12 protein-coding genes are annotated in these 13,615 nt (G+C 39.9%); 2 read left to right on the forward strand and 10 right to left on the reverse strand.

All coding sequences use genetic code 11. The features are described from left to right. The coding region (locus tag ACFSY7_RS11300; protein WP_380147902.1) for an FGGY-family carbohydrate kinase at positions 1-578 on the forward strand (578 nt) is incomplete at its 5' end. Positions 579-722: 144 nt separating this feature from the next. Here ACFSY7_RS11300 and ACFSY7_RS11305 read toward each other — a convergent pair. The 3 genes from ACFSY7_RS11305 to ahpC all read right to left on the reverse strand — a co-directional run bounded on the left by ACFSY7_RS11305 (position 723) and on the right by ahpC (position 3,780). Continuing rightward, entirely contained in the window at positions 723-1,280 is a 558-nt protein-coding gene (locus tag ACFSY7_RS11305; RefSeq protein ID WP_380147903.1) for a hypothetical protein, read from the reverse strand. Positions 1,281-1,427: 147 nt separating this feature from the next. Continuing rightward, positions 1,428-2,987: an alkyl hydroperoxide reductase subunit F gene (gene ahpF / locus ACFSY7_RS11310; protein ID WP_380147904.1), complete on the reverse strand. Its 1,560-nt coding sequence runs from the start codon at positions 2,985-2,987 to the stop codon at positions 1,428-1,430. A gap of 229 nt (positions 2,988-3,216) precedes the next feature. Beyond that, positions 3,217-3,780, reverse strand: coding sequence for an alkyl hydroperoxide reductase subunit C (ahpC, locus tag ACFSY7_RS11315; RefSeq protein ID WP_126990022.1), 564 nt, complete (start codon positions 3,778-3,780; stop codon positions 3,217-3,219). A 526-nt stretch (positions 3,781-4,306) separates the two neighbouring features. On the opposite strand from ahpC, the gene ACFSY7_RS11320 reads away from it, so the two are divergent. Continuing rightward, complete coding sequence (locus ACFSY7_RS11320) at positions 4,307-6,043, forward strand: ABC transporter ATP-binding protein (RefSeq protein ID WP_380147905.1); 1,737 nt, start codon at positions 4,307-4,309, stop codon at positions 6,041-6,043. 18 nt (positions 6,044-6,061) lie between these two features. Here ACFSY7_RS11320 and ACFSY7_RS11325 read toward each other — a convergent pair whose 3' ends face one another. The 7 genes from ACFSY7_RS11325 to ACFSY7_RS11355 form a co-directional block, all read right to left on the reverse strand. After that, a complete protein-coding gene (locus tag ACFSY7_RS11325) occupies positions 6,062-7,261 on the reverse strand; it encodes an MFS transporter (RefSeq protein WP_380147906.1) in 1,200 nt (399 codons plus the stop codon). Beyond that, a complete protein-coding gene (locus tag ACFSY7_RS11330; protein WP_380147907.1) occupies positions 7,254-8,489 on the reverse strand; it encodes a helix-turn-helix domain-containing protein in 1,236 nt (411 codons plus the stop codon). Before ACFSY7_RS11330 ends, ACFSY7_RS11325 begins: the two co-directional genes overlap by 8 nt. A 133-nt stretch (positions 8,490-8,622) precedes the next feature. Then, complete coding sequence (locus ACFSY7_RS11335; RefSeq protein ID WP_139993385.1) at positions 8,623-9,156, reverse strand: PadR family transcriptional regulator; 534 nt, start codon at positions 9,154-9,156, stop codon at positions 8,623-8,625. A 78-nt stretch (positions 9,157-9,234) separates the two neighbouring features. Continuing rightward, a complete protein-coding gene (locus tag ACFSY7_RS11340; protein ID WP_380147908.1) occupies positions 9,235-10,401 on the reverse strand; it encodes a YhgE/Pip domain-containing protein in 1,167 nt (388 codons plus the stop codon). A 183-nt stretch (positions 10,402-10,584) separates the two neighbouring features. Next, entirely contained in the window at positions 10,585-11,670 is a 1,086-nt protein-coding gene (locus ACFSY7_RS11345) for a YkvI family membrane protein (protein ID WP_380147909.1), read from the reverse strand. 71 nt (positions 11,671-11,741) lie between these two features. Next, positions 11,742-12,872: an o-succinylbenzoate synthase gene (menC, locus tag ACFSY7_RS11350; RefSeq protein ID WP_380147910.1), complete on the reverse strand. Its 1,131-nt coding sequence runs from the start codon at positions 12,870-12,872 to the stop codon at positions 11,742-11,744. 13 nt (positions 12,873-12,885) lie between these two features. Then, positions 12,886-13,485, reverse strand: coding sequence for a GNAT family N-acetyltransferase (locus ACFSY7_RS11355; protein WP_380147911.1), 600 nt, complete (start codon positions 13,483-13,485; stop codon positions 12,886-12,888). Positions 13,486-13,615: the final 130 nt, after the last annotated feature.

A 13,615-nucleotide genomic window follows, 5' to 3' on the forward strand; every position in this document is an offset into this window, starting at 1 on the left:
AAAGTGAAGCCGCTGTTTCGAGCAACTGGAAACAAGCAAGCACTGTTCGTAGGAATCTCCCACTTCAAGCAACGTTCCAAGAACGGCTAAGTGGGGGTAGTTCAACCAACCCTAACTTATCAGGTACTCTTATCGGGTTAACGCTCCAGACAAAGCCTGAGGAAATTTATCGCGCTTATTTAGAGGCAACAGCCTATTCTGCACGAAAAATTGTTGATACGTATACACAAGCTGGTATGAAAATTGACCGTATTGTTGCAACGGGTGGCCTGCCTCAACGAAATCAATTGTTAATGCAAATCTATGCAGACGTGATGAATCAGCCTATTATCATTTCCGAATCAGAATATGCGCCAGCAATTGGTGCTGCGATTTTAGCAGCCGTAGCCACAAAACACTATAACACTGTGCCAGAAGCTATCGCAAAAATGGCACCACCTCTTGAAAAAGTCATTGAGCCATCAAAAGATGCCGCTACATATCAGCAACTTTACGGACTTTATACAGCGTTACATGACTACTTTGGGTATCAAAATCCTGATTACATGAAAACCTTAAAGGCCTTACGTTCAAACTAATCAAGCGAAAGGTCTAGACGCTATTGAACTCACTGATTTTCAACTAAGGGCTTTGAATATGCCTATAAACAATAGCTTGAGGTGCTTGAAAAAAGCCCGTCTATTAACCACGCAAAAACCGCGCCGTAAAGACGCGGTTTTTTATTATTTATAATCTACAATTTTAAAATCCGTCACGTATTTACCGTTTTCTAAATGCAGTGCTTGAATCAAGCCATGATTTTTTGCGAATAATAGTTTATCACCGTTTCCAAATTTCAGACGCATGACATTGGTGTACGTTTTTGTGCCAATTTTTTTCATGCCGCCAATATCTTGAACGGTTACTTTCCATTTGACTGTTTGACCTTCGATTGGATAACTTTGTGAATAGGTTTTACCTTCTGTTAATGGAAATTTAACAGGGACAAAAATATAGAAATGTGTATTCTTCTCCAGCATAAAGAGACGGTCTTCTGCGTAGTAATACGTATAGCCTTTTGTTGTATTACTAATTCGCTCACGCTTTGAATCACCATACTGATAGCGGAATGTATTTTTCATCGGTTTCATATAATGATCATATGTCGTATACGTCTTTTGTGTACTTGGTAAAAACATTACGCCATTTGTAATCGTCTCGCCAGCAGAGGCATGCATGCCAAAAGTCAATCCAGACGCCCCAATCGCGGTTACCAGCATTGCTTTTATACCTTTTTTCACAATTCTCACCTCATTTCAAAAGTAAGATGCCTTTGTTATTCTTTACCCTGATTTCTAAGAATGAAGATAGGCCTTCAGTTTATTCCTTACGCCCTTTTTTCTCCATTAAAAAAGCACCCCTTCAAAAGAAGAAGTGCTCACTATTCCTTAAACTTCAACTAACTCTTTTACGTCTGAACGAATCATATAATCAAATGCGCCAAGTGCTGCTGTAGCACCAGAACCCATTGAAATCACGATTTGTTTATAGGCGGTATCTGTACAGTCACCTGCTGCAAAAACGCCTGGTAGGCTTGTTGCACCGTGTTTATCAATGATGATTTCATTATTTTGATTTAATTCAACAGAGCCTTGTAAAAACTCAGTGTTCGGTAATAAACCAATTTGGATGAAGACACCATCAAGTGTAATGACTTTTTCTTCGCCTGTTACGGCATCTTTATATGCTAATGCATTGACAGTACCTGCACCTTTAATTTCTTGTGTAAGCGCATTTGTTAAAATCGTAACATTCGGTAAGCTACGTAGACGATTTTGTAGCACGATATCTGCTTTTAATTCGCCGCTACGTTGTAGTAAATACACGTGGTTGACGATACCCGCTAAATCGATGGCTGCTTCAACGCCTGAGTTACCGCCACCAACGACTGCAACATCTTTACCTTTAAATAATGGGCCATCACAGTGTGGACAGTAAGCAACGCCTTTATTTTTGAATTCTTGCTCACCCGGTACGCCTAATTGACGGTAGCGTGTACCAGTTGATAAGATAACTGTTTTTGATTTTAAAACAGCGCCATTTTCAAGTGTCACTTCAACTAAATCATTTTTCGCAATGTGTGTCGCGCGTTGGTTTTTCATAACATCGACTGGATATTCCGTCACATGCGCTTCAAGGCTCGCTACAAATGCAGGACCTTCTGTTGCTTTTGTACCGATAATGTTTTCGATTGATAATGTATCATTTACTTGACCACCGAAGCGCTCTGCAATAAGGCCGGTGCGAATGCCTTTACGTGCTGAATAAATCGCAGAAGCTGCACCAGCAGGGCCACCGCCGACTACTAATACATCATATGCTTCCTTGTCGTCAAAGCCTGTTGAATCTTGTGCAGCACCCAATTTATCTAGAATATCTTCTAGTGACATGCGACCACCTTCGAAAAATTCACCGTTTGTATATACAGCAGGTACAGCCAGAATGTCTTTTTCTTTTACTTCATCTTGATACGCGCCACCCTCAACCATTGTATGCGTAATATTTGGATTTAAAACAGCCATAATATTTAATGCTTGTACAACGTCTGGGCAGTTGTGGCAAGTAAGGCTGACAAATGTTTCAAAGTTCAGAGGCGTTGTGATAGCTTCGATACGTTTAATTGTTGCATCATCTACTTTTGGTGCGCGACCTGATACTTGTAATAAAGCAAGCACTAATGAGTTGAATTCGTGACCTAATGGAAGACCGGCAAAAACAACGCCAGATGCTTCTTCACCTGCTTTATTAATGCTAAAGCTTGGTGTACGTGCAAGTGTTGCTTCTTTTACTGTAATACGTGGTGACATGCCTGCAAGTTCGGTTACTAACTCGCGCATATCTTGTGATGTTTTATCGTCTGCGGCACTTAGTGTGATTTCTAAGTCCCCTTCTAATAATGCCAATAATTGATTTAATTGTGCTTTAATGTTTGCATCTAGTAATGCCATAATTATTCATCGTCCTTTCAAATCATCCTGTTTGTGTGTCGTATAGGCATTCCAAACCGTACATTCTATACGTGACAGTCATTCTCGATTTACTCTCAAGAAAGTTCGAAATTCCACCTCTATTTTAGAAGACAGAGAGTATGTTCATTCATGTTAATAGCAGAAAAGAGCGCGGATTATCGCGCTCCTTCCTCTGTTGTGTTACGTTTCAATGTTCAAAACAAAGAAATTAGATTTTACCTACTAAGTCTAGGCTAGGAGTTAATGTTTCTGCTCCTTCTTTCCATTTAGCTGGGCAAACTTCACCTGGGTGGTTGCGCACGTAAGTCGCTGCTTTAATTTTGTCGATTAATTGAGAAGCGTTACGGCCGATACCATCGTTGTTGATTTCCATTGTTTGTACGATACCGTCTGGATCGATTAAGAAAGTTGCGCGTTGAGCAAGACCTGCTTCTTCGTCTAAAACGTCGAAGTTACGAGAAATCGTGTGAGTTGGGTCACCGATCATTGTGTATTGGATTTTAGAGATTGCTTCTGAATGGTCATGCCAAGCTTTGTGAGTGAAGTGAGTATCAGTTGAAACTGAGAATACTTCAGCACCTAAAGATTTTAATGTTTCGTATTCAGCTTGTAAATCTTCAAGTTCAGTTGGGCAAACGAACGTGAAATCAGCTGGGTAGAATGCTACGACAGCCCATTTACCTTTTAATGTTTCTTCTGTTACAGTTTTGAATTCACCGTTTTGGAATGCTTCTGCAGTGAATGGTAAGATTTGTTTGTTTACTAATGACATATCAAATATTCCTCCAATTAATTCGTATATATTTTCTTAATAACCATTTTTTAATTAGAATGATTATTGTTTACAATTAAATTATCATACGAAAAGGTTTTTCTGTCAACCCTTTTGCTCTTGTTTAATTGAAGCGTTCAAAATTATTAGTGTAGCGCTCTTTTATAAATACTATATATTTTCATTTACTTTATATCTAACTAAGAATAATTTTCTGGAATAATTCAAAATTTTCTCTAATAGGTCAAAAAATTGTATCTAATGGAATTACCCCACTTATTTCTCTTATAATTTTCTCAATTAGAAAAAATATCCTGACACAATAACGTCATTTTTTGGATTAAAAAGCTTATTTATTAAATAAAGCTGTTTGACAAATGAGAAACTAGGTTTACCATTTAATAATTTATATCGATTCACATAGCTACTCATCTTTATATGTATTTTCTACCCACTTTTTAGTTTGATATTTTAGATAATCACGTCCTATAATAACAGCACAAACTTCAGTAACGGAGGACATTAGATGGAAGCACAAAAGCCGACCTTTAGTATGAAGGACTTTTTAAAACTCATTAATCGTGTGAATCCTAAAAAAGGATTATTTTTATTAGGTATTATTCTTAGTTTAATGACGAGTGGTGCAAGCTTACTCGTTCCACAATTCACGAAAACACTTGTCGATACGAGTGAGCTCTCGAAAATCGATTTAAATATGCTTAGCATCTTACTACTCGCCTTTGCCGCACAGCTTATTTTTGGCACGATTGGTGGCTTCCTGCTACGCTATGTTGGCGAAAGCGCCGTAAAAACATTGCGTGAAAAATTATGGGATCATTTATTAAAATTACCGGTGAGCTATTTTGACCAGCATAAATCAGGGGAAAGTAGCTCGCGTCTTGTCAATGATACAGGGGTCATTAAGGAGCTTGTGACATCTCACTTCCCTAGCTTTATTACCGGCGCGATTCAGCTCATTGGTTCGATGATTATTTTATTCTTTATGGACTGGAAAATGGCGTCGATTATGTTTCTAGCAGTACCAATTGTTGCACTTGTGCTCTTCCCAATCGGCAAAATTATGTCGAAAATCGGACGCCAGCTGCAAGGTGCTACAGCCGACTTCAATGCAGAAGCGACTGAAAAATTAACGGAAATTCGTTTAATTAAAGCAAGTAATGGAGAACCCTTTGAACGCAAAAATGGGCGTACATTCATCGCGAAAATCTTTAAATTAGGGGTCAAGGATGCCAAAGTAGAAGCGGTGCTACAGCCAATTATGATGACGGTTATTTTAGGGCTATTCGTCGGTATTCTCGGCTATGGTGCGGTTCGTGTACAAGCAGGCACACTTACAAGTGGGTCACTTGTCGCGTTTTTACTCTATTTATTTAACATTTTAATGCCCGCCGCAACGTTTGCGATGTTCTTTGCGCAAGTACAAAAAGCAATGGGTGCAACTGAACGTATTGAACAAATTTTAGCGACATCTTTTGAGCCTGCAGGGAATGGCACAACAATCGATGTCGTCGGCCAAACGATTCAAGCGCGCGATGTTTCCTTCTATTATAATGAGGACCGCCCCGTGCTTAAAAATATTTCCTTTGATGCTTACCCAAACTCCGTCATTGCTTTTGCGGGGCCAAGTGGTGGCGGTAAAACGACTATTTTCGCATTACTTGAGCGATTTTATGAGCCAACAGGGGGCGTCTTTGCGATTAACGGTCAAAATATTCAACAGCTTGATTTAACGGATTGGCGCGCACAAATTGGCTATGTATCACAGGATAGTGCGGTATTCGCCGGTAGTATTCGTGAGAATTTACAATATGGTCTTGGGCGTACACTCAGTGACGAGGAACTATGGCATGGCTTAGCACTTGCCTACGCAGATGCCTTCGTTTCAAACTTTCCACAAAAATTAGAAACGGAAATTGGGGAACGTGGTGTCAAATTATCTGGTGGTCAAAAACAACGGATTGCGATTGCACGAGCATTCCTACGCAATCCCAAAATTTTAATGCTTGACGAGGCCACTGCTAGCCTAGATTCGCAGTCTGAAGAAAAGGTACAGCGTGCACTCGATCAATTGATGGAAGGACGTACAACACTTGTGATTGCACATCGTCTATCAACAATTGTCGATGCCGACCAAATTTACTTCATTGAGCAAGGGGAAGTGACCGGTCATGGTACGCATCATGAATTACTAAAAACACATCCGCTGTATGCGTCTTATGTGAATGAGCAAATGGTGAATTAATCATAAAAGGAGAAATCGTTACGAAGCGATTTCTCCTTTTTGTATACGCTGAAAAAACGGCTTAGGAATTTTCCAAATAAACAAGCTAAGTATAAAAGCAATTAGCGCAAAGACGATTGCTACGGATGCCAGTGAATAGCGTTCAGCGAGCACCCCGAGTAAAAGTGTCAGTAGTACTTGTAACACAGCCTGCACAAATTGAATCACACTGCCAATGCGCCCCATTAGTGACGGCTCAATTGTTTGCTGATACCAAGTTGCATAGCCACTATTACTAAACGCCATGCAAAAGCCTAATACAATTAAGCTAATGACTGCCAGCACATAATGGAATGAAGCGTAAAAGCAACCATAACTCAGCAGTGTCAGGCTAAAGCCATACTGAATATACTTGCGCTGTGACCATTTTTTCGCAAAAGTCGCGGCGACCATGCCACCCAAAACAGCACCAATCCCAGCGAGGCTCACGGTCAGGCCATATAATGCTTCTGATACATGTAAGTCACGCAGTAAAAATGTCATCTCTTGTGAATCAAGTGCAAAGGCGAGCATGAGTGCCATCGTATACAGCAGTAAAAACTGCTTTAGAAATGCCTGACCATTCAAATAACGTACAACGATGCGAAAATCTTCTTTGAGTGACCATTTTGTACGAAGTGCCTGCTGTTTTACCGCCGGAAGTTGTGCTAAAAGACATGCACAGACTAAAAAGCTTGCGGCATTCAGCCACATCGTCGTCGCAATCGAAGTGGTCGCGACCAATATGCCTCCAAGTGCTGGACCAATCATAAATGCACCTGAGCTACATGTTGCATTAATGGCATTAAAGCGTAGACGATGCTCTTCGCGCACAAGCGTCGTAATTAAATACGTACTACTTGGGCCAAAAAACGTCGCCGCAACATTTGTACAAGCAATGAGTAGATAAATCATCCATAACTCCGACGCAAATGGCATGAGGAAAATAAACAGTGCGCGGCTGACATCTACTAAAATAACGAGCTTTTTCTTATTCATGCGATCAATAAGTGACCCTGCTACGACATTACTAATCATTCGAATAACCGGGCCAACGATATAAATGCCCGCAACTGCGGCTGGCGACTCTGTCAGACGCCACACAAACACATTTAAGGCAATCAAATAAAGCCAGTTGCCAATATTCGATACACCTAACCCAATTAAAAATGCCAAATAATAACGCGGCCATCTAGTCATGCACACGCAGCTCCTCACTCGTTTCATATGCTAGCTGATAATAATAGGCCATCTTTTTATACTGATGCCACTCGCCATAAATCTCAGCTAATTTAGGTGCATAATGTAAAATGAGCTCCTTATGCTTTGCGGCGCAAATGGCTTTCATTGCTGGCTCTTCTTGTGCTTGGAATGTCGCTTGTGTAGCAGATGTTTGATGTAGTAGCGCAGCTAATAATGCCCATTGATGCTGATGATGCTCGGCTGTAAAGGCCTTATGCTCCTGCTGCTGAAGCTCTTTAGCTTTAATAACATCCCCCGAAAAAACGAGGGTGCGTAAATAGTTAATCATCGTATGCACATCGTCCCATGCTTGTAGGGATTTTTGATAATAGTATGATGCCTCCTTATAGCGTTTTTGCTGTTCAAAGCAAAAGGCCATATTATTAAAAATGGATGCCCATTGCTTATTTGTCGCAATCGCTGGCACCGCTTCTAATAGCTCAACCCCTGCCGTATATTCTACCATCGCCTCATCAAAGCGATTGCGCGCAGCCAAAATAACGCCTTTCATCGAATACAATTTCAATTGAAATAATGGACGATACCGATGTGTAAATAACGCGATGGCCTTTTCTATATACTGTGCGGCTAACGAAAATTGATAATGGCGATGTGCCGCAAATGCCACGTGATACAAATAAATCGCCTGCTCATATGACTGCGTTCTAGAGAAATAGAGCTGCGCATTCTCCTGCTTTTCTGTCACTAAAATCGACTCATATGCACCTGTGCTTAATTGATAGTACGTCGTCACGCCAATATAGAGCGTTGTTAGACGATTTTTCGTGAACGGCGGCTGACCGATTGTTTTTAAAATGGCTTCTGCCTGCGTGAATTGCTGTTCCCGCGTTAAATACCGTGCATAAATTAACTGCTGCATTGTATGTAGCGCAGCGGTTGTTTTAGTCGTTAAAAGCGCTAGCTGTGCATCATTTAATGGCTTATCATCTACTAATGCTTGATAAACCACCTCTAGTGCCTGCACCATCTCATCATGCGCGTGTTGCACATCTTCATACACTTTTCCAAGTCGTTGAAACAGTAGCGCATACACCTCTTCTGTTGCGGTCACTAAATTATTTTCAATCCGGCTTAAATACGAAGTTGTACAAATGCCGACGGCTAAATCATCTTGCTTCGTCCCTTGCTGTTTACGATACGTTCGAATTAATACGCCTTTATCCATGCCCTCACCTCTACTTTAGTTTACCAAATAATAGTAAGCTGATATTGTGTAAATATCGCTTTCAAAAGCGATTGAGTAGCCATTTATTTAAAAAATTACACAAAAAAACCGCTCCACACGAACGGTTTTTTTCTTACACTTCTTTTAATAGCTGAATAACTTTTTCATACGTCGTACGTTGTAGCGTCGTCGTTTGACTTACAAAGCCTTCAAACACATCGACAAATTGAAGAATCGGCTCTTCTACATCAATTTGCTCATAAACAGCCGCAAATTCTTTTTCATGCTGTTTCACTTTGTCAATTTTTTTCTCTAAAATCGTAATCACACGATCTTTATCAACATATTGCATCGCATTAATACTGACGACCATTTCAATTGGCGATTGTGCTTTTTCAATCATCTTATAAATCATGTCAGGTAACGCTTCTCGGCCCTTTTCGGTAATACCAAACACATGCTTATCTGGTCGGTTATCTTCACGAATGATTTCAACTTCTTCGATTAGTTGTTGCTTCACTAACGAATCAAAATGATAATAAAGCTTACTTTCCGTTAGATTGCCCATTTGTGCAAATGGAATTGGCTCTGACAGTGCTTTTTTTAATTTATATGGATAATTATTGCCTTCCATTAACTTCGCCAAGATATAAATTTGAAGAGACATATCCCCACTCCTAAAATGTACTAAATAGTAAAAGGAAGCTTCCATCCGCTGATAGAAACTCCCTTTATCATATCAAAGTTACGCTGTAATTTCTTTAGTATCTTCTGCTAGCTTTTTTAAAGACTTTTGACGGTGAAGGAATGTCACAATCAATAGATTAATGACAAGCGCGCCCGCACCAACTGCCGCAAGTCCCCAAATATGTGGAACTGGGTCTGTTGAGCCAAAGAAAATTGCGAAATACGACTGTACGGAGTGATACATCGGTGTAATGTAGCTCATAACTTCAAATGGTGCGTACATCATATCACGTGGCATTGTAGCACCATTGGCAATTGTTTGTGCAAGTAATACCGGAATGTTTAAAATCATCCCCGCTTCACCTACTAAGAATGTAAACATCGCACAGAAGTTGAAGGCTACCATATATAGAAGGATTTGCTGTAAAGCTACTTTCCAAATGGTAGCCGTATCCACATCTGCTACTAAATACGTAATAATTAATGCCGCAATTGTTCCAAGTACCGCAATAATAAACGCTGACAATTGTACATAGCCGAATAAACGAATTTTTGGAGCTTCGCCAAGGAACATTTTAAATGATCCGACTAATTGCATCGCCGCAATCATAGCCCCTACATAACATGCCATCGTTAAGAACATTGGCAGCATATTGTTGTGCATACCATCTGGCACATCATTGACAACCACGTAGTTCCCTACATAGCTTTCTTCAATTTGTTTTGAAATTTCTTTCGCCTGATCCTCCGGAACATTCATACTCATTAATACCCCTTGTGCCGTTTGTTCGGAGAAGCTTGTGCTTAGCTGTGCGTTAATTTCCTTTACAACGGAGCTCATACTAGAAGCGACCATTGTAGCCGAGGCTTCATTTACAGTGAAGTCAATTTGCGCTGACTCACCTTTACTCGCATTTTTCGAAAAATCCTTTGGAATATGAATGACTAATGCATAATCATTATCTTCTAATGATTTTAATGCTTCTTTATTTGTTAAATCTGTATCAATTGTTTTAAACGGCAGACTTTCAATCAATTGGTCCTCAATTTGTTTTGCTGCCTTGCCCTTGTCGTCATTGACAAAGGCAATTTTCAATTCATCCATTTGTCCAGGTAGTGCCGTATATCCAAGTAAAAAAATACCAAGCATGGCTACCGCATAAAATACACCCATAAATACCGAGGATGTAACACCCATCGATTTAAAAAACTTTTTAAAACTCACTTCTCGTCATTCCTCCATCATTCTCTCTACATACTTTCATTATAGTACTCAAATTAGAGTACTTTTAGTATTCTATAGAAAAATAATGAATGTGTAAAGAAAAAAGTGTAAGGAAGGCAAAAATCTATTTTTCATGCCATAAAAAAATGCGGAATCACAACAAAATGTGATTCCGCATTTTTATTATTCTTCGACAATGGCAACGGGCTCTGGCTGTTTTGATTTTGCACCAGCATATTTAAACCACGTAATAACGATTGCGACAATTAAAATGAAGCCTAAGTAGCCCATTGTTGGGTACACCGTACTAACTAATTGAATAAATCCTATGAAGCTTACACCGAAAGCAACGGCGCCAACAATCCATACAAACCATTTAAAATGCTTACTCGTTGAAGGAACAATACGTGCAGAGAAGGCAAATAGCATGCCTACTGCTGTATTGTAAATCATACCAAGTAGCGCAATGGCCATTAACCAACCAAGTACAGGGTGCATGGTTTGTGCCAGCAATAGCATTGGCATATCTGCACCAGCAACAACATCCATTTTTGCTAACATGGCAATGCTAATTAATAAAATAAGTACGCCTAAGCCTAGACCACCGAAAATCCCACCAAATTTTGCGATTTTCACGTTCTTTTGTGTACCACCCATTACCGCAAGCATCGAAGCACCTGCCGCTAAATTATACGATACATAAAGTGCTGCGCCGACAATCCAGTTTGGTGCCGATCCACTTTGATTCTGCGCAAGTGTGTTCATTTGTGCAGCGGATAAATCCGTTGTAAATACGGCATAGCCGGCAATAATTAGCACTAATAACAGTAAGAATGGTGTAATCGCACTAATAATTCCAATGATTTTATTAATATCAAATGTCAACGTTAAAATTGTAATGACTAGCATAAATAAACTACCATATACGGCTGGTACATTAAATTGATTTTCAAAAATCGAACCCGCTCCTGCTAGCATGACAACTGCTACACCAAATAGGAAGAATGTAATGATAAAATCGACAACAGCGCCGACATAGCGGCCGCAAATTTTATAAATTACTTCTTTATGGGATGTCGCATTTAAGCGGCTTCCTAGTGTCGTTAAATTCATTCCTAAAAAGGCAAACAGCACTGCCGCGATAACCCCACCAATAATACCCCACCAGCCAAAGCTCGTAAAGAACTGTAAAATCTCCTGCCCCGATGCAAAGCCCGCGCCAACAATAACGCCAATAAACGCCCCCGCCATTTCAATACTCTTCTTCATTTGAAACACCTCTTTTTTGAATATTTTGATAATTTATTACATAAAGAAAACCGGCTTCACCGGCTCTCTTATTATTGAACAGTGTTAAGGGTGCGTAAATTATATACTTTTTTCTCTTCAGTGAACGTTTCCATTAATGGAATATTTGGTTCATAACCAATGCCTGATGCTATCGGAACAGTAATATAACCATTTTCCACTGTCACAATTGGCTCTGTAATGTCTTGGTCCCAGTAACGGTCTGCGCTTGCTGTATCCCCTGGCATTGTGAAGTTTGATAAGGTTGTGATGGCAACATTATGCGCACGACCGATACCAGACTCTAGCATACCACCACACCACACATCAAGACCTTGCTCTTTACAGTAATCGTGTATTTTAATCGATTCAGTTAAACCACCAACGCGGCCAATTTTAATGTTAATAATTTTACAGCTACCTAACTCAACCGCTTTACGCGCATCCTCAAGTGAATGAATCGATTCATCTAAGCAAATCGGTGTTTTTAATACTTTTTGGATATGCGCATGGTCGATAATATCATCTGATGCAAGTGGCTGCTCAATCATCATTAAGTTAAAATCGTCCAGCTCTTTTAGCATGTCGATGTCTTCTAAGCGGTAGCAAGAATTGGCATCTGCCATCAGTGGTAAGTCTGGATATTTTGCACGAATTGCACGAATCACCTCTACATCCCAGCCCGGCTTGATTTTCACTTTAATACGTTTATAGCCTTCCGCTACGTAGGTATCAATAAACGACATTAATGTTTCAGTATCTGGTTGAATGCCGATTGAAATACCGACCTCGATTTTTTCGCGGGTGCCCCCAAGTGCCTTCCAGAGTGGTTGATTTGTGCGTTTTGCGTATAAATCCCAAATTGCTCCTTCAACCATTGCCTTTGCCATATTGTTTTTACGAATCGGCTCGAAGATATCATTAACCTCACTTGGATGCTCGATTTCTTTCCCTTCAAGTAATGGAATTAAGAAGTCTTCTAAAATAATCCAGTTCGTTTTATACGTTTCCTCGTTATACCAAGGTGCATCAAATGCGACCGATTCGCCCCAGCCCGTGTTACCAAGCTCGTCTTTTACTTCTACTAATAAAAAGATTTTTTCTCTGAATGTCCCAAAGCTCGTTGTGAAAGGTCCTTTTAAGTTCATGCGTAATTTGCGTACAGTAATTTGTTCAATTCTCATCGTATTTGCCCCTTTATTGTGGTATTTTTAACGTATTTTTTTGAACGAGTAAATAATAGTAAACGGCTGCATCCGACGTTTTATGTAGCTCAATGGCCGCATAGCCTTGTGCAAAAGCTTCTTCAAACATCGCGCGTGTTTTGTAGCGCCAATCTAGTGCAAGCTCAAGATTTTCCGCTTTTAATTCACCAATATTATTCGGTACAGGTACATAATAAGCCGGCTCCGAAAGGATTTGTGCGGTGTTAAAATGACCATCTAACACGGGTAAGCCTTCGTTATTGATATGCCATGTATCGAGTAATTGAGGATTCTTGTAAAAGATCCGGCTAAAATTATTAACATAATCACTAGCAATCCACCAATCGATTTGGAAACGATCTGATGGCAAGCCGTCATTTAACTCATCCGACATTTTGCCGTAGCAATCTCGAATATACGTGTTACAGACGCCATGTAGTTTACTTAAATTCAAGTATGCATTCCGTGTTTGAAGTGGATCATATGTCCATGTCATTAAGTCATAGCCTATTTTTAACGCCTCTTCTTTTTGCTTTAATTTAAGTTTTTCGCCGATACCACCCGAACGATAATCTGGTAAAATACCAAGCATATGGGAGCATAACGACGCTTTTTGATTGACGAATTGTAATATTAAGTGCACCACTCAAAATAAATAAAAAAAGACCCATTCAATATGAGCCTGTATAATTAAAGTTCCTACACCAAAATCAACAGGGGGC

This window comes from Kurthia populi, from assembly GCF_042686175.1.
GTDB classification, from domain to species: Bacteria; Bacillota; Bacilli; order Bacillales_A; family Planococcaceae; genus Kurthia; species Kurthia populi.

Excerpts from the sequence above, each read along its gene's own strand:
- ahpF (WP_380147904.1), bottom strand. The coding sequence starts at position 2,987 with ATGGCATTACTAGATGCAAACATTAAAGCACAATTAAATCAATTATTG.
- ahpC (WP_126990022.1), bottom strand. The coding sequence starts at position 3,780 with ATGTCATTAGTAAACAAACAAATCTTACCATTCACTGCAGAAGCATTC.
- ACFSY7_RS11320 (WP_380147905.1), top strand. The coding sequence starts at position 4,307 with ATGGAAGCACAAAAGCCGACCTTTAGTATGAAGGACTTTTTAAAACTC.
- ACFSY7_RS11325 (WP_380147906.1), bottom strand. The coding sequence starts at position 7,261 with ATGACTAGATGGCCGCGTTATTATTTGGCATTTTTAATTGGGTTAGGT.
- ACFSY7_RS11330 (WP_380147907.1), bottom strand. The coding sequence starts at position 8,489 with ATGGATAAAGGCGTATTAATTCGAACGTATCGTAAACAGCAAGGGACG.
- ACFSY7_RS11335 (WP_139993385.1), bottom strand. The coding sequence starts at position 9,156 with ATGTCTCTTCAAATTTATATCTTGGCGAAGTTAATGGAAGGCAATAAT.
- ACFSY7_RS11345 (WP_380147909.1), bottom strand. The coding sequence starts at position 11,670 with ATGAAGAAGAGTATTGAAATGGCGGGGGCGTTTATTGGCGTTATTGTT.
- menC (WP_380147910.1), bottom strand. The coding sequence starts at position 12,872 with ATGAGAATTGAACAAATTACTGTACGCAAATTACGCATGAACTTAAAA.
- ACFSY7_RS11355 (WP_380147911.1), bottom strand. The coding sequence starts at position 13,485 with ATGCTTGGTATTTTACCAGATTATCGTTCGGGTGGTATCGGCGAAAAA.